This is a genomic window from Pseudomonas sp. I2 (genome assembly GCF_040984075.1).
GTDB lineage: Bacteria > Pseudomonadota > Gammaproteobacteria > Pseudomonadales > Pseudomonadaceae > Aquipseudomonas > Aquipseudomonas guariconensis_B.
On sequence record NZ_JBCGFQ010000002.1, the window covers coordinates 35717 to 59903 of the forward strand.

General features: G+C 64.8%; 25 protein-coding genes and 1 pseudogene. 12 read left to right on the forward strand and 14 right to left on the reverse strand.

The genetic code is table 11. The features are described from left to right. Genes mlaD through WCE05_RS01250 form a run of 3 tightly spaced genes read right to left on the reverse strand, consistent with a single transcriptional unit; the run spans position 1 to position 2092 of the window. The gene (gene mlaD / locus WCE05_RS01240) at positions 1-486 is read right to left on the reverse strand and encodes an outer membrane lipid asymmetry maintenance protein MlaD (protein WP_225787182.1); all 486 of its coding nucleotides are present in this window, start codon (positions 484-486) and stop codon (positions 1-3) included. Continuing rightward, positions 486-1283, reverse strand: coding sequence for a lipid asymmetry maintenance ABC transporter permease subunit MlaE (gene mlaE / locus WCE05_RS01245; protein WP_225787181.1), 798 nt, complete (start codon positions 1281-1283; stop codon positions 486-488). Before mlaE ends, mlaD begins: the two co-directional genes overlap by 1 nt. After that, a complete protein-coding gene (locus WCE05_RS01250; RefSeq protein WP_225787180.1) occupies positions 1283-2092 on the reverse strand; it encodes an ATP-binding cassette domain-containing protein in 810 nt (269 codons plus the stop codon). Before WCE05_RS01250 ends, mlaE begins: the two co-directional genes overlap by 1 nt. Positions 2093-2336: 244 nt before the next feature. On the opposite strand from WCE05_RS01250, the gene WCE05_RS01255 reads away from it, so the two are divergent. The 11 genes and pseudogenes from WCE05_RS01255 to WCE05_RS01305 all read left to right on the forward strand — a co-directional run. Next, positions 2337-3311: a KpsF/GutQ family sugar-phosphate isomerase gene (locus tag WCE05_RS01255; protein WP_225787179.1), complete on the forward strand. Its 975-nt coding sequence runs from the start codon at positions 2337-2339 to the stop codon at positions 3309-3311. Positions 3312-3325: 14 nt separating this feature from the next. Continuing rightward, on the forward strand, positions 3326-3850 hold the full coding sequence (locus WCE05_RS01260; protein ID WP_225787178.1) for an HAD family hydrolase: 525 nt from the start codon (positions 3326-3328) through the stop codon (positions 3848-3850). Between the two features lie 8 nt (positions 3851-3858). Continuing rightward, positions 3859-4431 carry an LPS export ABC transporter periplasmic protein LptC gene (lptC, locus tag WCE05_RS01265; protein ID WP_225787177.1) on the forward strand — a complete coding sequence of 191 codons (573 nt, stop codon included), beginning with the start codon at positions 3859-3861 and terminating at the stop codon, positions 4429-4431. Next, positions 4418-4942 (forward strand): lipopolysaccharide transport periplasmic protein LptA, encoded by a 525-nt coding sequence (gene lptA / locus WCE05_RS01270; RefSeq protein WP_225787176.1) that lies wholly within the window; start codon positions 4418-4420, stop codon positions 4940-4942. Before lptC ends, lptA begins: the two co-directional genes overlap by 14 nt. A gap of 5 nt (positions 4943-4947) precedes the next feature. After that, entirely contained in the window at positions 4948-5673 is a 726-nt protein-coding gene (gene lptB, locus WCE05_RS01275; RefSeq protein ID WP_225787175.1) for an LPS export ABC transporter ATP-binding protein, read from the forward strand. A gap of 176 nt (positions 5674-5849) precedes the next feature. Then, entirely contained in the window at positions 5850-7343 is a 1494-nt protein-coding gene (locus tag WCE05_RS01280; RefSeq protein ID WP_225787174.1) for an RNA polymerase factor sigma-54, read from the forward strand. A gap of 77 nt (positions 7344-7420) precedes the next feature. Then, positions 7421-7729 carry a ribosome-associated translation inhibitor RaiA gene (gene raiA, locus WCE05_RS01285; RefSeq protein WP_225787173.1) on the forward strand — a complete coding sequence of 103 codons (309 nt, stop codon included), beginning with the start codon at positions 7421-7423 and terminating at the stop codon, positions 7727-7729. 12 nt (positions 7730-7741) lie between these two features. Beyond that, positions 7742-8206, forward strand: a complete 465-nt coding sequence (ptsN, locus tag WCE05_RS01290; RefSeq protein WP_225787172.1) for a PTS IIA-like nitrogen regulatory protein PtsN — start codon at positions 7742-7744, stop codon at positions 8204-8206. Positions 8207-8208: 2 nt separating this feature from the next. Further along, positions 8209-9063: an RNase adapter RapZ gene (rapZ, locus tag WCE05_RS01295; RefSeq protein WP_225787171.1), complete on the forward strand. Its 855-nt coding sequence runs from the start codon at positions 8209-8211 to the stop codon at positions 9061-9063. A 20-nt stretch (positions 9064-9083) separates the two neighbouring features. Next, positions 9084-9356: an HPr family phosphocarrier protein gene (locus WCE05_RS01300; protein WP_225787170.1), complete on the forward strand. Its 273-nt coding sequence runs from the start codon at positions 9084-9086 to the stop codon at positions 9354-9356. A 316-nt stretch (positions 9357-9672) separates the two neighbouring features. Next, positions 9673-9798: pseudogene (locus WCE05_RS01305) on the forward strand (transcriptional regulator); the annotation flags it as partial. Between the two features lie 45 nt (positions 9799-9843). Here the strand turns inward: WCE05_RS01305 and WCE05_RS01310 are convergent. The 6 genes from WCE05_RS01310 to pmbA all read right to left on the reverse strand — a co-directional run bounded on the left by WCE05_RS01310 (position 9844) and on the right by pmbA (position 15149). After that, positions 9844-10737 carry a ZIP family metal transporter gene (locus WCE05_RS01310; protein WP_253081375.1) on the reverse strand — a complete coding sequence of 298 codons (894 nt, stop codon included), beginning with the start codon at positions 10735-10737 and terminating at the stop codon, positions 9844-9846. An 11-nt stretch (positions 10738-10748) separates the two neighbouring features. Beyond that, the gene (locus WCE05_RS01315; RefSeq protein ID WP_225787169.1) at positions 10749-11360 is read right to left on the reverse strand and encodes a superoxide dismutase; all 612 of its coding nucleotides are present in this window, start codon (positions 11358-11360) and stop codon (positions 10749-10751) included. Between the two features lies 1 nt (position 11361). Further along, on the reverse strand, positions 11362-11823 hold the full coding sequence (locus WCE05_RS01320) for a DUF2753 domain-containing protein (protein ID WP_253081369.1): 462 nt from the start codon (positions 11821-11823) through the stop codon (positions 11362-11364). Between the two features lie 25 nt (positions 11824-11848). Further along, positions 11849-13225: a class II fumarate hydratase FumC gene (gene fumC, locus WCE05_RS01325; RefSeq protein ID WP_368815336.1), complete on the reverse strand. Its 1377-nt coding sequence runs from the start codon at positions 13223-13225 to the stop codon at positions 11849-11851. Continuing rightward, positions 13218-13619, reverse strand: a complete 402-nt coding sequence (locus tag WCE05_RS01330; RefSeq protein WP_225787166.1) for a FagA protein — start codon at positions 13617-13619, stop codon at positions 13218-13220. Before WCE05_RS01330 ends, fumC begins: the two co-directional genes overlap by 8 nt. Positions 13620-13802: 183 nt before the next feature. Beyond that, positions 13803-15149 carry a metalloprotease PmbA gene (pmbA, locus tag WCE05_RS01335; RefSeq protein ID WP_225787165.1) on the reverse strand — a complete coding sequence of 449 codons (1347 nt, stop codon included), beginning with the start codon at positions 15147-15149 and terminating at the stop codon, positions 13803-13805. 109 nt (positions 15150-15258) lie between these two features. Between pmbA and yjgA the strand changes: the two genes are divergently transcribed. Further along, entirely contained in the window at positions 15259-15780 is a 522-nt protein-coding gene (yjgA, locus tag WCE05_RS01340; RefSeq protein WP_225787164.1) for a ribosome biogenesis factor YjgA, read from the forward strand. Positions 15781-15861: 81 nt separating this feature from the next. Here yjgA and tldD read toward each other — a convergent pair whose 3' ends face one another. The 5 genes from tldD to WCE05_RS01365 all read right to left on the reverse strand — a co-directional run bounded on the left by tldD (position 15862) and on the right by WCE05_RS01365 (position 24167). Beyond that, on the reverse strand, positions 15862-17301 hold the full coding sequence (gene tldD / locus WCE05_RS01345; RefSeq protein ID WP_225787163.1) for a metalloprotease TldD: 1440 nt from the start codon (positions 17299-17301) through the stop codon (positions 15862-15864). Positions 17302-17303: 2 nt separating this feature from the next. Beyond that, on the reverse strand, positions 17304-18155 hold the full coding sequence (locus WCE05_RS01350) for a carbon-nitrogen hydrolase family protein (protein WP_225787162.1): 852 nt from the start codon (positions 18153-18155) through the stop codon (positions 17304-17306). Next, entirely contained in the window at positions 18152-21973 is a 3822-nt protein-coding gene (locus tag WCE05_RS01355; protein ID WP_368815338.1) for a YhdP family protein, read from the reverse strand. Before WCE05_RS01355 ends, WCE05_RS01350 begins: the two co-directional genes overlap by 4 nt. A gap of 82 nt (positions 21974-22055) precedes the next feature. Next, positions 22056-23513 (reverse strand): ribonuclease G, encoded by a 1458-nt coding sequence (gene rng / locus WCE05_RS01360; RefSeq protein ID WP_225787160.1) that lies wholly within the window; start codon positions 23511-23513, stop codon positions 22056-22058. Positions 23514-23567: 54 nt separating this feature from the next. Next, entirely contained in the window at positions 23568-24167 is a 600-nt protein-coding gene (locus WCE05_RS01365; RefSeq protein WP_225787159.1) for a nucleoside triphosphate pyrophosphatase, read from the reverse strand. Positions 24168-24187: the final 20 nt, after the last annotated feature.

A 24187-nucleotide genomic window follows, 5' to 3' on the forward strand; every position in this document is an offset into this window, starting at 1 on the left:
TCAATTAGCTGGTTGGGCTTCTTTCGGTTCCTTGCCAACGGAGTTGAGCAGGAACTTGCCAATCAGATCTTCCAGCACCAGGGCCGACTGGGTGTCGTGGATGGTGCTACCGTCCTTGAGCACCTCGTCCTCGCCGCCCACGCTGATGCCGATGTATTTCTCGCCGAGCAACCCGGCGGTCAGGATCGAGGCAGTGGAGTCGGTCGGCAGGTTGTCGACGTGCTTGTCCAGCTGCAGGGTCACCCGACCGGTGTAGGAATCACGGTCCAGATCGATGGCCGTGACCTTGCCGATGGTCACGCCGGCCATGGTCACCTTTGCTCTGACAGTCAAACCGGCGATATTGTCGAAGTACGCATAAACTTTGTACGTGTCGCTGCTCGGGCTGGCGGACAGCCCGCTGACACGCAGGGCCAGCAGCAGCAACGCCAGGATCCCGGCCAGAAGGAACAGGCCGACACCGATTTCCAGGGTGCGGTTTTGCATCAGAAATCTCCAAACATCAAGGCGGTCAGAATAAAGTCCAGACCCAGGACCGCCAACGAGGCGTAGACCACGGTCTTGGTGGTGGCACGGCTGATCCCTTCTGAGGTGGGCTCGCAGTCATACCCCTGGAACACGGCGATCCAGGTGACGACGAAGGCGAACACCAGGCTCTTGATCAGCCCATTGAGCACGTCGTCGGTAAAGGAAACGCTGTTCTGCATGTTGGCCCAGAACGAGCCTTCGTACACGCCCAGCCAGTCCACTGCCACCCAGGACCCGCCCCAGATGCCGACCACGCTGAAGATCAGCGCCAGCATCGGCAGCGAGATGAAGCCTGCCCACAGGCGCGGGGCAACGATGTACTTGAGCGGGTCGACCCCGATCATCTCCAGGCTCGACAGTTGCTCGGTGGATTTCATGTTGCCGATCTCGGCGGTCAGTGCCGAGCCCGCGCGCCCGGCGAACAGCAAGGCGGTGACCACCGGGCCGAGTTCGCGCAGCAGGGTCAGGGCGACCATCTGCCCCACCGCCTGCTCGGAACCGTACTTGGTCAGGATGCTGTAGCCCTGCAGGGCCAGCACCATGCCGATGAACAGGCCAGAGACCACGATGATCGCCAGCGACAGCACGCCAACCGAATACAGCTGCTTGACCAGCAGCTGGAAGCTGCCGCCGATGCCGCCGCGCCCGACCAGCGCATGGAACAGGAACAGGCAGGAACGCCCCAGCACGGCCAGCACGTCGATGGCCGAGCGACCGAGAAGACGGATACGTTCGAGTAAGGATCGTCTGCGCATCAATGCGCCCCCAGCAGATCGGCGCGGTAATCAGGCGCGGGAAAGTGGAATGGCACCGGACCGTCCGGATCGCCCTTCATGAACTGGCGGATACGCGGGTTGTCCGAGCCCATCAGTTCGTCAGGCGTACCCTGCCCCAGCACCTGGCCGTCACCGACCACATAGATGTAGTCGGCGATGCTGGCAGTCTCGGCCAGGTCGTGGGAAACCACGATGCTGGTGATGCCCAGGGCATCGTTGAGCAGGCGGATCAGGCGCACCAGCACGCCCATGGCGATCGGGTCCTGGCCGACGAACGGCTCGTCGTACATAAGGATCTGCGGGTCGAGGGCGATCGCCCGGGCCAGCGCGACCCGGCGCTTCATGCCGCCGGACAGCTCGTCCGGCATCAGGTCGATGGCCCCGCGCAGGCCCACGGCCTGCAGCTTCATCAGGACGATGTCGCGGATCATCTCGTCCGACAACTGGGTGTGCACCCGCAACGGGAAGGCGACGTTCTCGAACACGTCGAGATCGGTAAACAGCGCGCCGCTCTGGAACAGCACGCCCATCTGCTTGCGCGCGTCGAACAGGTCGCCCCGGGACAGGGTCGGCAAGTTCTGCCCAGCGACCCACACCTCGCCGCTGGACGGGCGCAACTGCGCGCCCATCAGGCGCAGCAGGGTCGTCTTGCCGCACCCGGAAGGCCCCATGATGCCGGTGACCTTGCCGCGGGGGATGCGGATGTCGACATTGCTGAAAATGCTGCGCGAACCGCGCTTGAAGGTGACGCCCTTCAACTCGACCGCGTAGGCGCTATCCACACTCATCTAGACTCCTTGCGATGCAGCCTCGTCTCCATGGACGCCCACCTTCATCGTGAAGGCACACGCGCCCCTTGGCGGGCCGAATAGCGGCGAACTATAGCATCGCGGCAGGCCCGCCCCAAGGCCATCGCCCGAGTCGTTCAGGCCAGCGACAGGCTCGCGCGACCTCCGTCCGGCAATCGAAGGATGAGCCTTTCACACATTGCGGCTATAATCGGCGCCTTTTCATCAGGCATCGTTTTTCGACATGAGCCAATCCAGCGAGCTGATCCAATCCGCCCAGCGCACCCTGCGCCTGGAAGTCGAGGCCGTGGAGGCCCTGCTGGCCCGCATCGACGATAATTTCGTCAAGGCCTGCGAGTTGATCTTGGCCAGCAAGGGCCGGGTCATCGTGCTCGGCATGGGCAAATCGGGCCACATCGGCAACAAGATCGCCGCAACCCTCGCCAGCACCGGCACCCCGGCCTTCTTCGTGCACCCGGCCGAAGCCAGCCACGGCGACATGGGCATGATCACCCGCGACGACGTCATCCTGGCCCTGTCCAACTCAGGCAGCACCGCCGAGATCGTCACCCTGCTGCCGCTGATCAAGCGCCTGGGCATCCAGATGATCAGCCTCACCGGCAACCCGGATTCGCCCCTGGCCCAGGCCGCCGAGGTCAACCTCGATGCCCGCGTCGCCCAGGAGGCCTGCCCATTGAACCTGGCGCCCACCTCGTCCACCACCGCAGCCCTGGCCCTGGGCGACGCCCTGGCCATCGCCCTGCTCGAGGCGCGCGGCTTCACCGCCGAGGACTTCGCTTTCTCGCACCCGGGCGGCGCACTTGGCCGCCGCCTGTTGCTGAAAGTGGAAAACGTCATGCATGCGGACGACGAACTGCCCCAAGTGAAGCGCGGCACCCTGCTCAAGGACGCACTCCTTGAAATGTCTCGTAAAGGTTTAGGCATGACCGTCGTCCTGGAAAACGACGGCAAGCTGGCCGGTATCTTCACCGACGGCGACCTGCGCCGCAGCCTGGATCGCAACATCGACGTGCACAAGACCCCGATCGACCAGGTGATGACCGTCCACGGCAAGACTGCCCGCGCCGAGATGCTGGCCGCCGAAGCCCTGAAGATCATGGAAGACCACAAGATCAACGCACTCGTGGTGGTCGACCAGGACGACCGCCCGGTCGGCGCCCTGAACATGCATGACTTGCTGCGCGCGGGGGTGATGTGATGGGGAGCGACGCGATGAACCAGGACCTGATGCAACGCGGCAAGGCGATCAAGCTGGCGGTGTTCGACGTCGATGGCGTGCTTACCGATGGCCGCCTGTACTTCCTCGAGGACGGCAGCGAATTCAAGACCTTCAATACCCTCGACGGCCATGGCATCAAGATGCTGATGGCCTCGGGCGTGACCACGGCGATCATCAGCGGGCGCAAGACCCCGGTGGTCGAACGCCGGGCCAGGAACCTGGGTATCCCGCACCTGTTCCAAGGCCGCGAGGACAAACTGGTGGTACTCGACGGCCTGCTGGCGGAACTGGGCCTAAGCTATGAACAGGTTGCCTACTTGGGCGACGACCTGCCCGACCTGCCGGTGATCCGCCGGGTCGGCCTGGGCATGGCAGTAGCCAATGCCGCGCCGTTCGTGCGCCAGCACGCCCATGGCGTGACCCAGGCACGTGGCGGCGAAGGCGCCGCCCGCGAGTTCTGCGAACTGATCATGCAGGCCCAGGGAACCCTGGACGCTGCCAACGCCAACTACCTGTAAGGCCGTACATGCTCAGCAAGAAAGCCCGAAACATCGCGCTGTTCGGTGCGATCGCCGCCCTGCTGGTGGCGGTCGGCTACTGGAACATCAGCCCCGAGAGCTTCCTCGACAGGCCAGTGGCCCAGGTCGACCAGAGCGCCATCGACTACTACGCGATCAACGCCCACAGCGTGCAGTTCCTGCCCGACGGCAAGCTGCAGTACGAAATGACCGCCGACAAGGTCGAGCACCTGAAGGCCAGCGAAGTGACCCTGGTGACCAAGCCCGACCTGCACCTGTATCGGGGCACCCCGTATCCCTGGCACGTACAGAGTGAACGCGCCGAGGTCAACCCGGACGGTAGCGAGGTCGAGCTGATCGACAAGGTCCGCGTTGCCCGTACCGACGCGAAACAACGCGATACCATCATCACCACTACCCGCATGACCGTGTTCCCGCAGAAGCAATATGCGCAGACCGAGCAAGCCGTTAGAATCGACGGCGCCGGTGGCACGACCACGGGCAAAGGAATGAAAGCGTATCTGAAAGACGGCAGGATGGACCTGCTGTCCAACGTAAGAGGACAGTATGAGGCTCGTTAAAACCCTCCCCCTTCTGCTCAGCCTGGGCGCGGCACTGGGAAGCGCGAGCGCCTTGGCCCTGCCGAACGACCGTGACCAGCCCATCCGCATCCAGGCCGACAACGCCCACCTGGATGACAAGCAGGGCGTTGCCACCTACACCGGCGACGTGATCATCACCCAGGGCTCGATGATGATCAAAGGCAATACCGTGACCATCACCCGCGCCGCCTCCGGCGATATCGACGTGGTCACCTCGGTGGGCAACCTGGCCTACTTCGAGCAGCAGCAGAGCGCCGCCAAGCCCGACAAGATGAAGGGCTGGGCCGTGACCATCCAGTACCAGGCGCTGAAGGACATGGTGATCCTCACCGACCGCGCCAAGGTCGAGAACGAAGGCAACACCACCGAGGGCGAGAAGATCGTCTACAACACCAAGACCCAGGTGGCTACCGCCGGTCGCGGTGGCAACGTGACCTCGCCGCGTCAGCGCATCGACATGGTGATCCAGCCGAAGAAGAAGGCCGAGTAAATCAGATGGCAACCCTCAAAGCCCAGCACCTGGCCAAGAGCTACAAGGGCCGCCAGGTCGTCCGCGACGTCAGCCTGTCGATCGACAGCGGCCAGATCGTCGGCCTGCTCGGTCCCAATGGCGCCGGCAAGACCACCTGCTTCTACATGATCGTCGGGCTGGTCCAGGCCGACCAGGGCCGCGTGCTGATCGACAGCCTCGACGTCAGCCACCAGCCCATGCACGGCCGCGCCCGTGCCGGTATCGGCTACCTGCCGCAGGAAGCCTCGATCTTTCGCAAACTGTCGGTGGCCGACAACATCATGGCCATCCTCGAGACCCGCAAGGATCTGGACCGTGACGGCCGACGCAAGGAACTGGAAAGCCTGCTGCAGGAGTTCCACATCAGCCACATCCGCGACAACCTCGGCATGAGCCTCTCCGGTGGCGAACGCCGCCGTGTCGAGATCGCCCGTGCGTTGGCCACCGCGCCGAAGTTCATCCTGCTGGACGAACCCTTCGCCGGTGTCGACCCGATTTCCGTAGGCGATATCAAGCAGATCATCCACCACCTCAAGGCCAAGGGCATCGGCGTGCTGATCACCGACCACAACGTGCGCGAAACCCTTGATATCTGCGAAACCGCCTACATCGTCAATGATGGCCAGCTGATCGCCGAAGGCGACGCCGAGACCATCCTGGCCAACGACCTGGTCAAGGAGGTTTACCTGGGCCACGAGTTCCGGCTCTAACGCTAGGAGTCTGCCCGGAGCACTGGCACAGGCGCCCGAGAAGGGCTTAAGTGATACAGTGCTCTAGGCAAACGCTACAATTTAAGGCATAAAACTTGCTTGAAGTTGGCGCCCCGGCGCCCTCTCTGTAGTGGATGGCGCATGTGCGCCGGCGAACAAGGTATTTAGCCCCTGCCATGAAACCATCGCTCGTCCTAAAAATGGGCCAGCAACTGACGATGACCCCGCAGTTGCAACAGGCTATCCGTCTGCTTCAGCTCTCCACCCTGGACCTTCAGCAGGAAATCCAGGAAGCGCTGGAGTCCAACCCGATGCTCGAACGTCAGGAAGACGGCGACGACTTCGACAACAGCGACCCGATGGCCGACAACGCCGAGAGCAAACCGGCCAGCGAACCCCAGGACAGCAGTTTCCAGGAAAGCACGGCCAGTGCCGACAACCTGGAGGATGGCGAATGGAACGAGCGCATCCCCAACGAGCTGCCGGTGGACACGGCCTGGGAGGACATCTACCAGACCAGCGCCAGCAGCCTGCCCAGCAGCGATGACGACGAGTGGGACTTCACCACCCGCACGTCGATCGGCGAGAGCCTGCAAAGCCACCTGCTGTGGCAACTGAACCTGGCGCCGATGTCCGACACCGACCGCCTGATCGCCGTCACCCTCATCGACAGCATCAACGGCCAGGGCTACCTGGAAGACAGCCTCGAGGAAATCTGCGCCGGCTTCGAGCCAGAGCTGGATATCGAGCTGGATGAAGTCGAGGCGGTGCTGCACCGTATCCAGCAATTCGAGCCCGCCGGCATCGGCGCACGCAACCTGGGCGAATGCCTGCTGCTGCAACTGCGCCAACTGCCAGCCAGCACGCCGTGGATGGCCGAAGCCCAGCGCCTGGTCACCGACTTCATCGACCTGCTCGGCAGCCGCGACTACAGCCAGCTGATGCGCCGCATGAAGCTCAAGGAAGACGAACTGCGCCAGGTCATCGAGCTGGTGCAGAGCCTCAATCCGCGCCCGGGCTCGCAGATCGAGTCGAGCGAGCCGGAGTACGTGGTCCCCGATGTCATCGTGCGCAAGGACAACGACCGCTGGCTGGTGGAACTGAACCAGGAAGCGATCCCGCGCCTGCGGGTCAATCCACAGTATGCCGGGTTCGTCCGCCGCGCCGACACCAGCGCCGACAACACCTTCATGCGCAACCAGTTGCAGGAGGCGCGCTGGTTCATCAAGAGCCTGCAGAGCCGCAACGAGACGCTGATGAAGGTCGCCACCCAGATCGTCGAGCACCAGCGTGGCTTCCTCGACCATGGCGACGAGGCGATGAAGCCGCTGGTCCTGCACGACATCGCCGAGGCGGTGGGCATGCACGAATCGACCATTTCCCGGGTCACGACGCAGAAATACATGCACACGCCCCGTGGCATCTACGAACTGAAATACTTTTTCTCGAGCCATGTGAGCACCGCCGAAGGCGGCGAATGCTCGTCCACGGCGATCCGTGCGATCATCAAGAAACTGGTTGCGGCGGAAAATCAGAAAAAGCCATTGAGTGACAGCAAGATCGCTGGTTTACTGGAGGCACAAGGCATCCAGGTAGCCCGTCGCACCGTCGCCAAGTATCGTGAGTCCCTCGGCATCGCACCGTCGAGCGAACGCAAGCGACTGATGTAGCCCCTGGCTGTGCCATAGCGTTTCAGTGGCAGGTGCAATACCTGCCCTTTATGCACGGGCAACAAAGGAGAAGCTGTATGCAAGTCAACATCAGTGGACACCATGTAGAAGTCACCCAGCCGCTGCGTGAGTACGTACTCGAGAAGCTCGCTCGCGTGGAGGGCCACTTCGACAAGATCACCAACGTGCAGGTCATCCTGACAGTCGAGAAGTTGCAGCAGAAGGTCGAGGCGACCCTGCAGATTCCCGGCGGCGAAGTGGTTGCAAACGCCGAAGACAAAGACATGTATGCAGCGATCGACGCCCTGGCTGACAAGCTCGACCGCCAACTGAAAAAACACAAGGAAAAACAGCAAAGCCTGCTGCAAGGTGCAGCCGCCCGCTGATCCCCCTCATCCATGATCCGACTTGAAACCATCCTGACCCCCGGCCGTTCCCTCGTGAACGTGCCGGGCGGCAGCAAGAAGCGTGTGCTCCAGGAAATCGCCACCCTGATCGCCAGGGACGTGACCGAACTGGAAATGGAAGACGTATTCGAGAAACTGGTCGCCCGCGAGAAGCTGGGCTCCACCGGTTTCGGCAATGGCATCGCCATTCCCCACTGCCGGCTCGAAGGCTGCACCGCACCGGTCAGCGCCCTGCTGCACCTGGATGCCCCCATCGACTACGACGCCATCGACGGCGCTCCCGTGGACCTGCTGTTCGTCCTGCTGGTACCGGAAGCCGCCACCGATGCCCACCTTGAACTGCTGCGCCAGATCGCCAGCATGCTCGATCGCAAGGAGGTCCGCGATCGCCTGCGTGCCGCCGACAGCAGCGAGGCCCTGTACCAGGTAGTCCTGGACGCACAGAACGAGCACTGAACATGCGCCTGATCATCGTCAGCGGCCGGTCCGGCTCCGGCAAGAGTACCGCCCTCGACGTGCTGGAAGACAACGGCTACTACTGCATCGACAACCTGCCTGCCGGGTTGTTGCCGCAATTGGCGGAAAATGCGCTGGTCAATACCGAGATGCTGCAACCGAAGGTCGCCGTCTCCATCGATGCACGCAACCTGCCCAGCCATCTGTCGCGATTCCCCGAATTGCTCGAGGAGGCGCGTGCCCGGCATATCCAGTGCGACGTGCTGTACCTGGATGCGGACGAGGAGACCCTGCTCAAGCGCTTCTCCGAGACCCGCCGGCGCCACCCGCTGACCAACGCCGATCGCTCCCTGGCCGAGGCGATCCGCGTCGAGAGCGAACTGCTCGGCCCGATCGCCGACCTGGCGGACCTGAAGATCGACACCACCAGCCTCAACCTCTACCAGTTGCGCGACTCGATCAAGCTGCGCCTGCTCAACCAGCCTGAGCCCGGTACCGCCTTCCTGGTCGAGTCCTTCGGCTTCAAGCGCGGCATGCCTGTGGATGCCGACCTGGTGTTCGATGTGCGCTGCCTGCCCAATCCCTACTGGAAGCCGGAACTGCGTGAGCACTCCGGCCTGGAGCAGCCAGTGATCGACTACCTCGACGCCCAGCCGGATGTCGAGGAGATGTTCCAGGACATCTCCAGCTACCTGCTCAAGTGGCTGCCACGCTTCGCCGCCAGCAACCGCGCCTATGTCACCATCGCCATCGGCTGCACCGGTGGTCACCACCGCTCGGTGTACCTGACCGAACGGCTGGGCCAGCAGTTGCAGCAATCCCTGAAAAACGTCCAGGTCCGCCACCGCGACCTCTAGCCCACAGGACCCGCACCACGATGCCCGCCCGCGAAATCACCATCATCAACAAGCTGGGTCTGCATGCCCGGGCGGCCGCCAAGTTCGTCGGCGTGGCCGGGCGCTTCCCCTGCCAGATCAGGGTGGGCCGCGCACCGGACAAGCTGGTGGATGGCAAGAGCATCATGGCGGTGATGATGCTCGCCGCTGGCAAGGGTACCCAGGTCCACCTGCACACCGAGGGCGAGCAGGATGACGCGGCCATGGATGCATTGGTGGCACTGATCAACAATCGCTTCGACGAAGGCGAATAGCCCCCGGGATTCCCTCGAACCTTTGCGCAACATCTCCTGCCAATTGTCAGGAGCAGGTTCTGTTCGATTGCCTTACCTATATCGGTATGGATTGAAGGCGATCCCATGGAACCACACAAGCAAATCAAGCCTTTGTATTGGGTCGGCAGCAGTAGGAAAGATATTCAGAAACGCCCCGCCGATGTCCAAGATGTCTTCGGTTTTGCCCCGCACTTGGCGCAGGAGGGAGGCAGGCATCCGCAAACGAAGGCCTTGAAAGGCTTCTCAGGCTCGAAGTCGTGGAAGATCATGGCAACAACACCTATCGCGCCGTCTATTCCGCGGCATCAGCGAAACGAAGATGATCGAGTGCCTGGCGCGCCTGGGGCGGGATATACAAATTGTCATCAAGGCCGCCCCGCGCACACGTCGTGAAGGACGCGTGGAAGTGATCTATGCCTGAGCCAACGGCATAAGCAATAAAAGGTACTCCCCACCTTCGCCATGCTCACGACATCGCCGTATCCATCACCATCATCAGGCAGAAGCCGACGCACAGCCCCAGGCTGGCCAAGCGATGATGGCCGTTGCTGCGAGACTCAGGGATGATCTCCTGGGTCACCACCAACAGCATGGCCCCCGCCGCGCAGGCCAGGCCCAGTGGCAGCAGTAGCTCGGCGATGTTCACCAGCCAGGCGCACACCACCGCCGCCAGCGGCTCGACCAACCCGGAAGCGGCCCCGATCAGGAACGCCTTGAAACGTGGCATCCCCGCCCCCGCCAGCACCAGGGCGATCACCAAGCCCTCGGGTACGTCCTGCAGGGCGATACCCATGGCCAGGCTGTCGGCATCGGCCATGCCGCCGCCAGCCGACACACCGATGGCCATGCCTTCCGGGATGTTGTGCGCGATGATGGCAATGACGAACAGCCAGATCCGTGCGGCGATCACCGGCTTGTTCTCGCCACCGACCAAAGCCTCCGGCGAGGCGCCCGACACCTTGAGGTCGACCAGGAACAGGCACAGGGCACCGAACAACAGGCCGAAGCTGATCAGCCCACCGGCGCCCCAAGGGCTGAAGCCAATGGCCTGGGCCGCATCCAGCCCGGGGATGATCAGGGAAAACGCCGTGGCCGCCAGCATCACCCCAGCGCCGAAGCCCAGCAGGGTGTCGGCCAGGGCCACCGGCATGTTGCGGATGACCAGTACCGGCACCGCGCCCAGCGCCGTGCCCAAGGCACACAGCGCTCCGCCCTCGAGGGCGCGCAGCATGCGCGGCTCGAGGTCCAGCCAGGCGATGCCGCGCGCCACCAGCAACGCAGTGCCGACCAACAACAGCAAGGTGCCCAGCGCCAGCCGAAACAGGCGCACACTGCTGACAGACATCACCTCCGAGCGCATACCGGTTCGACTCACTTCAGGGCTTCAAGGTAGCGGCGTTCGACTTCAGCCCAATCGATGACGTTGTAGAACGCACCGATGTATTCCGGACGACGGTTCTGGTACTTCAGGTAATAGGCATGCTCCCAGACGTCCAGGCCGAGGATCGGCGTGTTGCCGTGCATCAAGGGGCTGTCCTGGTTACCGCTGCTCTCCACCACCAGGGTCTTGGCCGGGGTCACGCTGAGCCAGGCCCAGCCGCTGCCGAAGCGGGTCAGCGCAGCCTTGGTGAAAGCCTCCTTGAAGGCCTCGAAGCCACCCAGTTGCTCGTCGATGGCCTTGGCCACCTGGCCCTGGGGCTGGCCACCGCCCTTGGGCGACATCACAGTCCAGAACAAGGTGTGGTTAGCATGGCCGCCGCCCTGGTTGACCACCGCGCCTTGCAGTTGCTCGGGCAGTTGCTTGACCGCGCCCACCAGCTTCTCGACCGGCCATTCGGCCCATTCGGTGCCTTCGATGGCGGCGTTGAGGTTGTTGATGTAGGTCTGGTGGTGCTTGGTGTGGTGGATCTCCATGGTCTGGGTATCGATATGCGGCTCCAGCGCATCGTAGGCATAAGGCAACGCAGGCAAGGTATGGGGCATGTCAATGGATTCCGTAGGCGTGTGAACGATGAATCGGTTCGCGCTGGGCGGCCAGCTCGCTCGCCCCTGGCGCATGGCGATCGAGCAGGCGCTCGGTACGCGGGTACTGGCCGTATTCGGCGATGAACCCCAGCAACTCGGTGTAGGTCCGGCCGCTGTGGCGCAACGCCGCCTCGCGCAGGGCCTGGGGCAGGCGCGGGTCCTGGCTGGCCTGAAGCAAGCGCTGGTGGGCGGCGCACAGGTAGTCGGCGCTCTCATGAGGCTGGTTCAGGCGCAAGTGCAGGTCGGCCAGGTTGTGGTGGGCGATGACGAACGCAGCCACCGCTTCGTCCACGTCATGCCAGCGCTCGAACAACACCTGGGCCAGCGCCAGGGCCTGCAGGTAGTGTTCCCGGGCATCGACCAGCTCGCCCTGTTCGAACAGGCGGTTGGCGGTTTCCGTGGTGCGTTTCCAGTGCTGCATGACGTGTCTCCTGGGCGGTGCTGGATCAAATACCGCCGGCGGTGAGTTTTTCAGGGTCCAGCAGCGCCTCCAACTGGTCGCGCGACAGGTCAGTGTGCTCCAGCGCCACGTCGATAATCGGGCGCCCCTGCTTGTAGGCAGTCTTGGCGATCTCGGCGGCCTTCAGGTAGCCGATGATCGGGTTCAGCGCGGTGACCAGGATCGGGTTGCGCGACAGCGCCTCCTTGAGCTTGGCCTCGTTGACCTTGAAGCTGGCGATGGCCTTGTCGGCGAGCAGGCGGCTGGCGTTGGCCATCAGTTCGATGCTCTCGAGCAGGTTGCAAGCGATGACCGGCAACATCACGTTGAGCTCGAAGTTGCCCGACTGCCCGGCCACGGCGATGGTCGCGTCGTTGCCGATCACCTGGGCGGCGACCATGGCAGTGGCCTCCGGGATCACCGGGTTGACCTTGCCCGGCATGATCGAGGAGCCCGGCTGCAGGGCCTGCAGCTCGATTTCGCCGAGGCCGGCCAGGGGGCCGGAGTTCATCCAACGCAGGTCGTTGGCGATCTTCATCAAGGCCACGGCAGTGGTCTTGAGCTGGCCGGACAGGGCCACGGCGGTATCCTGGGAGCCGATCAGGGCGAACAGGTTGTCAGCGGGGGTGAACTCGACCTGGGTCAGCGCGCTGAGCTGGCGGGCGAAGCCCGCGGCGAACTGCGGATGGGCATTGATCCCGGTGCCCACTGCGGTACCGCCCTGGGCCAGCGATTGCAGGCTCGGCAAAGTCGCCTCGATATGCGCCTGGGCAGCCTTGACCTGGGCAGCCCAGCCACCGAGGACCTGGCTCATGCGCACCGGCATGGCGTCCATCAGGTGGGTGCGGCCGGTCTTGACGTAGGCATGCACCTGGTCAGCCTTGGCTTCGATCACCTGGACCAGGTGACGCAACGCCGGTAGCAGTTGCTCGTGCAGGGCCAGCGCGGCGCTCACGTGGATGGTGGTGGGGATGATGTCGTTGCTGCTCTGACCGCAATTGACGTGGTCGTTGGCATTGACCTTGTCGCCCAGCACGCGGCTGGCCAGGGTGGCGATCACCTCGTTGGCGTTCATGTTCGAGCTGGTGCCCGAGCCGGTCTGGTACACATCCACCGGGAAGTGCCGGATGAAATCCTCGGCCAGCAGTTGCTCCACCGCCTCGACGATGGCTGCGCCCTGCTCGGCGCTCAATTGCTCCAGCTCGACGTTGGCCTTGGCCGCCGCGGCCTTGGCCAGCAGCAGCGCGCGGATGAACTGGGCCGGCATGCGCTGGCCGCTGATCGGGAAGTTGTCGACCGCGCGCTGGGTCTGGGCACCGTACAGCGCCTGGGCCGGCACCTGCAGTTCGCCCATGCTGTCACGCTCGATACGGGTATCACTCATCATCAAGTCCTTGCATCAGTTCATCGGGAGAAATCGAAGGCAGCAGCACGCAATTGGCCAGTTGCAAGGCGTAGGGCTGCCAGCGTTGGTTCTGTTCGCGACGGTCGAGGTTGCGCAGGTCGAGCAACGGACGCCAGGCCTGGTCCAGGCACAGGCAACGCCAGTGCCAGGGCAGCATGCGGTCGCAGGCGGTATCCAGGAGCAGGCGGAACGAGGTCAGGGCCACCGTCCAGGGCGAGGTTTCGGTACAGCACACCAGGTAGCGGCCTTCGGCCAGGTAGTGATCGATCAGCCGGGGCTCGTCGGGTTCGAGGGCACAGCGGATGCGCCGGCTGAGCCAGCGCCAGTTTTCCAGGTAGGGCAGTTCGTGGAGGACGGGTTTCATGAACATCATCGCCGGGTTACTGGATAATGATATTCATTATTAAGTGATAAATAGAATCACTTCAAGAGCAAGGCGAAAACCAACGCCTCGCGCGCCGTGAAAAATCGGCGCGACGACGTGATGATGCTTATTCGAATGTGCCCAATGAAGGGGCTGCTAGGCAGCCCCAATTGACATCACACGGCTTGAGGTTCAGCTACCCGCCACGGTCATCCGCTCGATCAGCACCGAGCCGCTGTGGATGTTGCTGCGGGTTTCGATATCACTGCCAATGGCGACGATTTGCTGGAACATGTCCTTCATGTTACCGGCGATCGTCACTTCCTGGACCGGGAAGCGGATCTCGCCATCTTCCACCCAGAAGCCCGCCGCGCCGCGCGAGTAGTCACCCGTCACCATGTTCAGCCCATGGCCCATCAGTTCGGTCACCAGCAGGCCTCGGCCCATGCGCCGGATCAACGCCGCCTGGTCCTCCACACCATGGCTGACGAACAGGTTGTGCACACCGCCGGCATTGGCCGTGCTCGGCAGGCCCAGCTTGCGGCCCGAATAGGTCCCGAGGAGGTAGGACACCAACTCACCTTTGTCGACGAACGGCTTGGCATAGGTCGCCAGGCCGTCACCATCGAACGCGGCGCTGCCCAGGGCCCGCGGCAGGTGCGGACGCTCGTCGATGGTCAGCCAGGTCGGGAACAGGCGCTGGCCGATGGCACCGTCGAGGAACGACGACTTGCGGTACAGGTTGCCGCCGGAAATGGCCGACAGGAAGCTGCCGAACAGGCCGCCCGCCAGCTCGGCGGAAAACAGCACCGGCACCTCGCAGGTCGGCACCGGACGCGCGCCAAGGCGGCTGGCGGCGCGCTGGGCGGCACGCTGGCCGATGCTGCGCGGGTCGGCCAGCAAGTGGCCCTGGCGATTGACGTCGTACCAATAGTCACGCTGCATTTGCCCCTCGCCCTCGGCGATCATCACGCAACTGAGGCTATGGCGGGTGGAGGCATAGCCGCCGATGAAGCCATGGCTGTTGCCATACACCCGACAACCCTGGTGGGTATTGAGGGTGGTACCGTCGGCGTTGCGGATGCGTGGGTCGGCCTCGAAAGCCGCCGCCTCGCAGGCCAGCGCCTTCTCGATGGCCTGCTCGGGGCTGATGTCCCAGTCGTGGTAAAGGTCGAGGTCGGGGATATCCCGGGCCATCAGCGCCGCGTCGGCCAGCCCCGCGCAATCATCCTCGGACGTATGCTGGGCGATGGCCAGGGCGGCGGCCACGGTCTCGCGGATCGCCTCCGGGCCGCTCGCCGAGGTACTGGCCGAACCTTTGCGCTGGCCGACATACAGGGTGATGCCAAAGCCCTGGTCGCGATTGAACTCGACCGTTTCGACTTCACGCTGACGTACCGTGGTGGACAGGCCCTGCTCCAGCGACACCGCCACCTCGCAGGCGCTGGCACCCTGGCGGCGCGCTTCGGCGATGATCGCTTCGACCTGTTCCTGCAACGCCGGCAGGTCCTTGGGGCCTACGCTCTGGACTGCACTCATGGTTCTCTCCACTCAAAATTCTGCGTACGGCTTGGGTCATTCTACGACCGGACCGGACAAGCGGCCCCCGACTGGTTATCATGGCGGCGTTTTCCAGCGGACTGCCACCATGGTTGATTCTTACGACGACGCCTTCGACGGCGAAAAAAGCAAAACCCAGATCAAGCGCGAACTGCACGCGCTGGTCGAGCTCGGCGAGCGTCTCACCACGCTCAAGGCCGACACCCTGGCGCGCCTGCCCTTGACCGATGGGCTGCGCAAGGCGCTGGCCGAGTCCGTCAAGCACACCGCGCATGGCGCCCGCAAACGCCACATGTCGTTCGTCGGCAAGCTGATGCGCGACCAGGACCTCGACGCCATTCATGCCGTGCTCGAGCAGATCGACAGCTCGAGCCGCCAGTACAACGAACGTTTCCACAACCTCGAGCGCTGGCGCGACCGACTGGTCGATGGCACCGATGAAGACCTCGAGCGCTTCATCAACGAGTACCCCGAGGCCGATCGCCAGCACCTGCGCTCGCTGATCCGCCATGCCCAGCACGAGAAGGCGCGGAACAAGCCGCCTGCCGCCGCGCGCAAGGTCTTCAAGTACATCCGCGACCTCGACGAAACCCAGCGCGGCCTGCGCTGAGGCCCGTCTCGGGGCTGTCACGCAGCCCCTCGCGGGAACGGCTGCGTGTCGCGAAAGGACTGCATGGCGGCCCCGACTTTTTCACGCTCCCGTACCACCCACCGTGATGGCATCGAGTTTCAGGGTCGGTTGGCCAACGCCGACCGGCACCGATTGCCCATCCTTGCCACAGGTTCCCACACCACTGTCCAAGGCCAGGTCGTTGCCGACCATCGACACTCGGCTCATGGCCTCCGGGCCGTTGCCGATCAGGGTCGCGCCCTTGACTGGCGCGGTGATCTTGCCGTCCTCGATCAGGTAGGCCTCGCTGGTGGAGAACACGAACTTGCCGCTGGTGATGTCCACCTGCCCACCGCCGAGGTTGGCGCAATACAGGCCTTTCTTCACCGAAGCGATGATCTCCTGCGGATCGCTGTCTCCGGCCCGCATGTAGGTGTTGGTCATGCGCGGCATCGGCAGGTGCGCGTAGGACTCGCGGCGCCCGTTGCCGGTGACGGCCATGCCCATCAGCCGGGCATTGAGCTTGTCCTGCATGTAGCCCTTGAGGATGCCGTTCTCGATCAGCGTGGTGCATTCCGTCGGCGTCCCTTCGTCATCGACGCTCAGCGAACCACGGCGGCCTTCCAAGGTGCCATCGTCGACGATGGTGCACAGCGTCGACGCTACCTTTTCACCGATGCGCCCGCTGTAGGCCGAGCTGCCCTTGCGGTTGAAGTCGCCTTCCAGGCCATGCCCCACCGCCTCGTGCAACAGCACGCCGGACCAGCCCGGGCCGAGCACCACCGGCAAGGTACCCGCCGGTGCCGGCTTGGCCTCGAGGTTGACCAGCGCCTGGCGCAGCGCCTCTCGGGCATAGCCCATGACCCGCTCCTCGGTGAAATAGCGATAGTCGGTACGCCCGCCGCCACCCTGGCCACCTCGCTCGCGCCGGCCGTTCTGCTCGACGATCACGCTGACGTTGAAGCGCACCAGCGGACGCACGTCGGCGGCCAGACTGCCATCGGCGGCAGCCACCAGGATGCGCTCCCAGACCCCGGCCATGCTCACGGTGACCTGCTGGATCCTTGGGTCCAGGGCCCGGGTGGCAGCATCGACACGCTTGAGCAGCTCGACCTTTTCCGCCCTGCTCAGCACGTCCAGGGGGTTGTCCGCGGCATACAGGGGCGTCACCTCCTGGCTGCGAAACGCCTGCACACGCCCCTCCTGGCCGGCACGGGAAATCGAGCGGGCAGCACGGGCCGCCGAGGTCAGGGCCTCGAGGTTGATCGCATTGCTGTAGGCGAAGCCGGTCTTCTCGCCAGACTGGGCTCGCACGCCCACGCCCTGGTCGAGGTTGAAACTGCCTTCCTTGACGATGCCGTCCTCCAGGGCCCAGGTTTCCGAGATCTGGCCCTGGAAATACAGGTCGGCGGCGTCGATACCGGGGCCGGCCAACTCGCCCAGCACAGCCTGCAGGCTGTCCAGGGTCAGTCCGCCCGGGGCCAGGAGCTGCTCGCTGACGGTGGATAACATCTGGCTCATAGTCACTCCGAGGTGTGCGCAGGCCGCAAGGCGTCCTGCGAGAAAAAGCGCCGGTGCAAGGCGACCGGCATTCGCGCCCGTATGGACGCCTGTTCATCGATATCGCGCTCGGCCAGCAAAACGCCTTCGCCGCGCGCCTGTTCGGCGACGATCCGCCCCCAAGGGTCGATGATCGCCGCATGGCCGTGGGTTTCCCGCGGCCCTGGATGGGTGCCGCCCTGGGCCGCGGCCAGCAGGTAGCACTGAGTTTCGATGGCCCGGGCGCGGATCAGCACCTCCCAGTGGGCCGCGCCGGTCACCGCGGTGAAGGCCGAGGGCGCACTGATCAGCTCTGCCCCGGCAGCGCGCAGGGCGCTGTACAGCTCGGGGAAACGCAGGTCGTAGCACACCGAGAGGCCCAGACGCCCCACCGGGGTGTCGGCGACGACCACCTGGCCGCCATGGGCATAGTCGTCGGACTCCCGGTAACGGCCACGGCTGTCCGCGACATCCACGTCGAACAGGTGCAGCTTGTCGTAGCGCGCCGCCAGCTCGCCATGCTCGTCGACCAGCAGCGAGCAGGCGTGGGCCTTGGCATCGGGCTGGCCGACCGGCGGTAACGGCAAGGTACCGGCGACAATCCATAACCTGAGGTCGCGAGCCGTGCGTTTCAACCATGGCAGGATCGGCCCCTCGCCCATGGCCTCGGCCCGGCCTATCGCGGCCGCATCGCGCCGGCCCATGGAGGCGAAGTTCTCCGGCAGCACTGCCAACCTGGCGCCGCCGAAGGCAGCCTGCTCCAGCAGCGCCGTGGCACGTTGCAGGTTGGCCAGCACATCGTCCTGGCTGACCATCTGGATGACCGCTGACTTCATTGACGTTTCTCGAAAGGTTTCACAAATGTGATTCTAGGCTCTTTCCATGGGCCCTCGATGCGGTAGTGCACGCTGGCGAAGCGGGCCACGCGATCGCCGATCAGGCGGTCGACCAGAAACAGCGCGCCACCGACTGCCGGCGCCCCGACGATCAGTGCGGCCAGGGGCAGGTTGTTGGTCACCGGCAGGGTCACCTGCAGGTTGGCATCGACCCGGTCGCGGACCATGTCCAGGGTGCCGTCGAGTTCGAAATTGCTCGATGGCCCGGTGATGGTGATCGGCTCACGGGTCACGTAGACCCCATTGCTGGCCACCAGCAGGCCCTTGAGCCGATCGTAGGCCAGGCCCTTGTCGAACAGGTCGGAGAAGTCCAGGCGCAGGCGGCGGCCGATGGAGTTGAAATTGAGCAGGCCGAACACCCGCAGGGCCTGGGCACTGCCCTCCACCTCTATGAACTGGCCACTACGCAGGGCCGCGTCGAGGCTGCCGGAGAAGCGCTGGAGACCGACCCAGGCTGGCGAGCCCGGCCAGCGGCCATCCACGTCGAGGCGGAAGTCACGGCTGGTGACGGTCGGGGCAAAGCCCCAGCCCTTGAGCACCTCGGCAAGGTTCTTGCCCTCCAGGCGCCCCTTGTACCAGCTGGCGCTACGCCCCGGCTCGCCCTCCCAGCCACCGCTACCGCCGATGCGCAGGCCCTTGAGGTCGAGGTCGATATCGTTCAGCGAAACGCCACGCGCGGTCGGCCGCAGCTTCACCGCTGCGCGGCCGTACAGGTCGTCGCCGCGGAACAACTTGTCGATGGTCAGGTCGAGGGACGGCGCCTTGCGCGGATCGAAGGAAGCCAATGGGTCAGGCGCATCCTCGGCCTGGACCTGGGCCGGGTTGGCCGCGGGCAGGCGCAGGGTCTGCAGGCGCACGCTCATGGGCGCGGCCTTGGCGTCCGGGATGCGGGCATTGCCGATGACCTCCCGGCTGTCCAGCCGCAGGTCCCAGGCCGCGCTGCCCCGGGCCAGGCGAACCACAGCCTGGTTCAGGTCCAGGCCGAAGGCCTTCAGTTGACCGATGCTCAGGTCGACACCCAGCAGGTTCTGTCGGGCATTGTCACCCGGCGCCTGGCCGGCGAAGCGCTCCAGTTGCTGCTGCCAGGGCGCCACGTCCAGGCTTTCGAGCCGGCCACGCACGCGCAGGCCCTGGCCGGGGGGCAGCAGCGCATTGCCGCTGCCGAGCAACAGTTCGCCACGGCCCTGGGCCAGCTTGTCGGCCGGCGCGGCATAGGCCAGACGGGCCAGGTCGGCATAACCGGCGTCGAAGCGTCGCTCCTCGCCCTGCAGGGTCATGCTGAAGCGGCTGTCACGGGTGCCCGCCGCAGCCTTGCCGAACGGTGCCGGCAGGTCGATGGCCAGGCCCTTGAGCGTGGAGTTGACCGTCAACCGGTTGTCGCGGGCGCCGAGGCTCAGTTGCAAGCGGTATGGCAGGTCACCCGAGGCCGGCAGCGGCTGCCCGAACTGCAACCAGTCGGTCAACGTCTTGAGCGCCACCTGGCCGCTGGCATCGATACGGGTCTGCATCTGACCGGGCCGGCCTTCGGCGACGATCTGCGCGGTGACCGGCTTGCCGAATGCCTGCAGGCTGATGCCCTTGCCACTCAGGCCCTTGTCCAGGTCGAAGCTGAAGTCGCCCTTCAGACGGCTCAGTTCCAGGGTCGGCGGCGCCACCTTGAGGCGGGCATTGGCGGTGGCGAAGTCCACCCGCACCTTGGGATGCAGGCCATGGGCCAGGGGAATGTCGAGCTTGACCTTGCCCTTGAGCGGCCCCTCGCCTTCCCAACCGGCGAAGATCTCGCCGGTACCGATCGGCGCTTGCTGGAGGATCTTCAGGCCATCGCCCAGATGGCCATCGAAGTCGCCCTCCAGGTACAGGTGGCTGTGCTGGTCGCCTTCGACATGGGGGATGTCGACGCTGACGTCGCTGACCTGGGTGTCGAGCAGCAAGCCACGCTTGGCCTTGATGCGCACGCCGCTGTCCTCGATGTAGACATCGCCATCGACCTGCTGCACCTGCGGCCAGCCAGGCTGGAAGTCCAGTGACGCATCGCGCACCTTGAAGAACAGGCTGATGCTGCGCGCCTGCGGCGGCGCACCATGGTTCAGCGAACCCTGGTACTGGAAGTAGCCTTCGTCGACGGTGCCCTTGACGATAGCGCTGCGCAGCCACTCGTCGACTGCCGGGCTGAGCACCTCGGGCAGGTACTTGGCGGTGTAGCGCCCGTCGCCTTCGGTCAGGCCCACGCGCAGGTCCATGTAGTCCTCGCGCCCTTCCTCGAACAGTAGGCGGATGAGGAAGTCGGCGGCAATCTTGCCCTCCTCCCCCAGCACCTTGATATACGGCGCAACCAGGGTGAAGCCGTCCTTGTCCAGTTGCCAGGTGAGCCGGGCGTTGGCCTTCTGGTAGTGCCAGGGTTTGGCGAAGATCGGGTACAGGTGCAGCATGAAGGCGTCGGTATCCAAGCGCAGCTCGCCGTGTCCGAGGTCGCCGCTGATGCTGCCGTTCACGTTGCCGGCCGCCGGCGCCCCGTGATAGGCGTCGAAACCGACCTTCTCCAGGTTGGCGGCGAAGCTCAGACGCTGGTCGCCCTCGGCCTTGGGGCGGATGTCCAGGCGCACGTTGCGCAGGGCACCGGTCACCTTGAGGGCATCGACCACGGTCATGACGTTGTCCGGCAACGGTGCCAGGGCGTCGACCAGCGGTGTCAGCGGCGTCAGGTCGAGGCGATCGGCCTGGACCTGCCAGTTTTCCTGGCTCGGATCAGTGCCTGACCGTTGTTGCAGTTGCAGGTGGGTTTCCCAGCGGGTCTCGCCGATGCTGGCCGCGAGCGAGTCCACGGTGACGTCGAAGCCGTCCTTGCCCCGCCGAAGCCAGGCGTTCAGGGCAAGGTTGTCGAGGGTGACGGCCTTACGCCCGACGTGGGCGCCCTGCAACTGCGGTGCATTGAGGCGGGCCACCGCGCGCTGCAGTTGTCCTTTGTTCCAATCGATCCAGAACTCGCCACCGGCGCGCAGCGTCGTGGCCTGCCACGGCCCCAGCAGGCGCGGCGGCAACCAGCGGGCCCAGTCGCTTTGCGGCAGGCTCAGGTAGGCCTCGAGCCGACTGTCGCGCCAGTTGCCGGGTACGGCACGACCACGCAGGCTGGCGGCCAGGGGCTGGCCATCGGGCAGAGTGGCCCGCAGGTCCAGCACCTGGCGCGAGGCGCCGGCGCGCAAGCCCGCACTGACGTAGGTGAGGGTCAAGGGGTCGCGTTGCCAAGGGTGGAGGGTGACCTGGCTGTCGAACACATCGATGCGGCCCAGTTGCCCCAGGCTGCGCAGGACCTGCGCCGGATCCGTCGGGGTGTCATCCTTGCGTGGCAGGCCTTCGAGCACCCAGGCGCCCTGTTCGTCCTCGCGCAGGATCAGTTGCAGGCCGCCGAGCTGGACGTTCGCCAGGCGCAGCTCGCGCGCCTTGAGGCTGGCCCACAGGTCCGGCACCACCTTGACGTCGTCCAGGCGCAAGGCCGCGGCGTCCTCGCCCAGTTGCAGGTCACGTACCTGCAACACTGGCGCCAGGCCGCTCCAACGACCTTCCAGGGCACCGATATGTACCGGCAGGCCCAGGGCCTGCTCGGCCTTGATCTCGGCGTCGGCACGGTACTCGGCCACCAGGGGGGTCAATTGCCGGCCGAGGCTGACATACAGCGCCACCAGCACCGCGAACAGGGCGCAGAGCCCCAGCCCCCAACGGGTCAAGGCGATCAGAACGCGGGTCAGACGTCCCATGGCCATGGCCCTCCAAGTCGTGCCTTAACTATGGCTCGGTGCCGTGGCTTTGCCAGTGCGTCCGAGCGCCGTGGGTGTTCATAACGCGTCAGAGCAACACCACATCGTACTGTTCCTGGGAATACATGGACTCCACCTGGAAACGGATGGTTCGGCCAATGAAAGCCTCGAGCTCCGCGACGTTGCCAGATTCCTCGTCGAGCAGGCGATCGACCACCTTCTGGTTGGCCAGCACCCGGTAACCCTCGGCCTGGTAGGCCCGGGCCTCACGGAGGATCTCGCGGAAGATCTCGTAGCACACGGTCTCGGGTGTCTTCAGCTTGCCACGCCCCTGGCAGGCGATGCAGGGCTCGCAGAGCACCTGCTCGAGGCTCTCGCGGGTGCGCTTGCGGGTCATCTGTACCAGGCCCAACTCGGTGATGCCGATGATGTTGGTCTTGGCATGGTCGCGCTCGAGCTGCTTCTCCAGGGTCCGCAGGACCTGGCGCTGGTGCTCTTCGTCCTCCATGTCGATGAAGTCGATGATGATGATCCCGCCGATATTGCGCAGGCGCAGTTGCCGGGCGATGGCGGTGGCCGCCTCGAGGTTGGTCTTGAAGATGGTTTCCTCGAGGTTGCGGTGGCCGACGAAGGCGCCGGTGTTGACGTCGATGGTGGTCATCGCCTCGGCCGGGTCGACCACCAGGTAGCCGCCGGACTTGAGCGGCACCTTGCGTTCCAGGGCACGCTGGATTTCGTCCTCGACGCCATAGAGGTCGAAGATGGGCCGCTCGCCCGGGTAGTGTTCCAGGCGGTCGGCGATCTCAGGCATCAGCTCGCCGACGAATTGCGTGGTTTTCTGGAAGGTTTCCCGGGAGTCGATGCGGATCTTCTCGATCTTCGGGTTGACCAGGTCGCGCAGGGTACGCAAGGCCAGGCCCAGGTCCTCGTAGATCACCAACGGCGCACCGCAGGTCTTGATCTGGCTGCCGATCTGCTCCCACAGGCGGCGCAGGTAGCGGATATCCTGGAGAATCTCTTCGGCGCGGGCGCCCTCGGCGGCAGTGCGCAGGATGAAGCCGCCGGCATCGCGGATATCCTCCTGCTCCATGCAGTCGCTGACCACCTGTTTGAGGCGATCGCGCTCGGCTTCGTCCTCGATCTTCAGGGAGATACCGACATGACTGCTGCGCGGCATGTACACCAGGTAGCGCGACGGGATCGATAGCTGGGTGGTCAGGCGTGCGCCCTTGGTGCCGATCGGGTCCTTGGTCACCTGCACCACCAGGGCCTGGCCCTCGTGGACCAGCGCGGTGATGGTCTCCACCGCCGAACCTTCGCGCTGGGAGATCTCCGATGCGTGGATGAAGGCGGCGCGCTCCAGGCCGATGTCGACGAAGGCCGCCTGCATGCCCGGCAGCACCCGCACCACCTTGCCCTTGTAGATGTTGCCGACGATGCCGCGGCGCTGGGTGCGTTCGACATGCACCTCCTGCAGCACGCCGTTTTCCACCACTGCCACGCGTGACTCCATCGGGGTGATGTTGATCAGGATCTCTTCACTCATGGCAGGCTCTCGTCAAAGGTCTCAGGTAATGATGGATCGCTGGCGGATAGCTGGCTAGCGCGGTGCTGAATCCTCATGTTGCTGCCAGCAGGCGATGGCGAATTGCGCCAGCAGGTCGGCCGTCTCGCTCAAGGGCAGACCGACCACCGCCGAATAGCTGCCGACGAGGCTCGTGACGAAGACCGCCCCCAGCCCCTGGATGGCGTAGCCACCGGCCTTGTCCAGCGGCTCGCCAGTGGCCCAGTAGCGCTCGGCCTCCTGCGCACCGATGGCACGCATGCGCACGTTGCTCGCCACACAGGCGCTCAGGCAACGCTGGTCATCGCTCAGGGCGACGGCGGTGAGTACCTGGTGTTCACGATTGGAAAGCTCGGCCAGCATGGCCAAGGCGTGTTCGCGATCTTGCGGCTTGCCAAGGATGCGACCATCGAGCACCACGGCGGTGTCGGCGCCCAGCACCACCCCTGGCCCGCTTACCTGGGCCAGCCCGGCTGCGGCCTTGGCCCGGGCCAGGCGCTCGACGTACTCGGCCGCGCCTTCGCCAGGCCGCGGGGTCTCGTCGATGGGTGCACTGACGGTGGTGAACGGCACGCCGATCTGGGTCAGCAGTTCACGACGGCGCGGCGAGCCAGAGGCCAGATACAGCGGAATCATGTCGACATCTCCCTGTCAGC

What these genes read in the sequence shown, in the direction of transcription:
- WCE05_RS01280 (WP_225787174.1), top strand. Translation starts at nt 5,850, where the DNA reads ATGAAACCATCGCTCGTCCTAAAAATGGGCCAGCAACTGACGATGACC.
- rapZ (WP_225787171.1), top strand. Translation starts at nt 8,209, where the DNA reads ATGCGCCTGATCATCGTCAGCGGCCGGTCCGGCTCCGGCAAGAGTACC.
- tldD (WP_225787163.1), bottom strand. Translation starts at nt 17,301, where the DNA reads ATGAGCCAGATGTTATCCACCGTCAGCGAGCAGCTCCTGGCCCCGGGC.
- WCE05_RS01350 (WP_225787162.1), bottom strand. Translation starts at nt 18,155, where the DNA reads ATGAAGTCAGCGGTCATCCAGATGGTCAGCCAGGACGATGTGCTGGCC.
- mlaE (WP_225787181.1), bottom strand. Translation starts at nt 1,283, where the DNA reads ATGCGCAGACGATCCTTACTCGAACGTATCCGTCTTCTCGGTCGCTCG.
- yjgA (WP_225787164.1), top strand. Translation starts at nt 15,259, where the DNA reads ATGGTTGATTCTTACGACGACGCCTTCGACGGCGAAAAAAGCAAAACC.
- WCE05_RS01320 (WP_253081369.1), bottom strand. Translation starts at nt 11,823, where the DNA reads ATGCAGCACTGGAAACGCACCACGGAAACCGCCAACCGCCTGTTCGAA.
- WCE05_RS01300 (WP_225787170.1), top strand. Translation starts at nt 9,084, where the DNA reads ATGCCCGCCCGCGAAATCACCATCATCAACAAGCTGGGTCTGCATGCC.
- WCE05_RS01365 (WP_225787159.1), bottom strand. Translation starts at nt 24,167, where the DNA reads ATGATTCCGCTGTATCTGGCCTCTGGCTCGCCGCGCCGTCGTGAACTG.
- WCE05_RS01260 (WP_225787178.1), top strand. Translation starts at nt 3,326, where the DNA reads ATGAACCAGGACCTGATGCAACGCGGCAAGGCGATCAAGCTGGCGGTG.
- WCE05_RS01315 (WP_225787169.1), bottom strand. Translation starts at nt 11,360, where the DNA reads ATGCCCCATACCTTGCCTGCGTTGCCTTATGCCTACGATGCGCTGGAG.
- WCE05_RS01250 (WP_225787180.1), bottom strand. Translation starts at nt 2,092, where the DNA reads ATGAGTGTGGATAGCGCCTACGCGGTCGAGTTGAAGGGCGTCACCTTC.
- WCE05_RS01355 (WP_368815338.1), bottom strand. Translation starts at nt 21,973, where the DNA reads ATGGCCATGGGACGTCTGACCCGCGTTCTGATCGCCTTGACCCGTTGG.
- lptC (WP_225787177.1), top strand. Translation starts at nt 3,859, where the DNA reads ATGCTCAGCAAGAAAGCCCGAAACATCGCGCTGTTCGGTGCGATCGCC.
- fumC (WP_368815336.1), bottom strand. Translation starts at nt 13,225, where the DNA reads ATGAGTGATACCCGTATCGAGCGTGACAGCATGGGCGAACTGCAGGTG.
- lptB (WP_225787175.1), top strand. Translation starts at nt 4,948, where the DNA reads ATGGCAACCCTCAAAGCCCAGCACCTGGCCAAGAGCTACAAGGGCCGC.
- rng (WP_225787160.1), bottom strand. Translation starts at nt 23,513, where the DNA reads ATGAGTGAAGAGATCCTGATCAACATCACCCCGATGGAGTCACGCGTG.
- WCE05_RS01255 (WP_225787179.1), top strand. Translation starts at nt 2,337, where the DNA reads ATGAGCCAATCCAGCGAGCTGATCCAATCCGCCCAGCGCACCCTGCGC.
- ptsN (WP_225787172.1), top strand. Translation starts at nt 7,742, where the DNA reads ATGATCCGACTTGAAACCATCCTGACCCCCGGCCGTTCCCTCGTGAAC.
- WCE05_RS01310 (WP_253081375.1), bottom strand. Translation starts at nt 10,737, where the DNA reads ATGCGCTCGGAGGTGATGTCTGTCAGCAGTGTGCGCCTGTTTCGGCTG.
- WCE05_RS01330 (WP_225787166.1), bottom strand. Translation starts at nt 13,619, where the DNA reads ATGATGTTCATGAAACCCGTCCTCCACGAACTGCCCTACCTGGAAAAC.
- mlaD (WP_225787182.1), bottom strand. Translation starts at nt 486, where the DNA reads ATGCAAAACCGCACCCTGGAAATCGGTGTCGGCCTGTTCCTTCTGGCC.
- raiA (WP_225787173.1), top strand. Translation starts at nt 7,421, where the DNA reads ATGCAAGTCAACATCAGTGGACACCATGTAGAAGTCACCCAGCCGCTG.
- lptA (WP_225787176.1), top strand. Translation starts at nt 4,418, where the DNA reads ATGAGGCTCGTTAAAACCCTCCCCCTTCTGCTCAGCCTGGGCGCGGCA.
- pmbA (WP_225787165.1), bottom strand. Translation starts at nt 15,149, where the DNA reads ATGAGTGCAGTCCAGAGCGTAGGCCCCAAGGACCTGCCGGCGTTGCAG.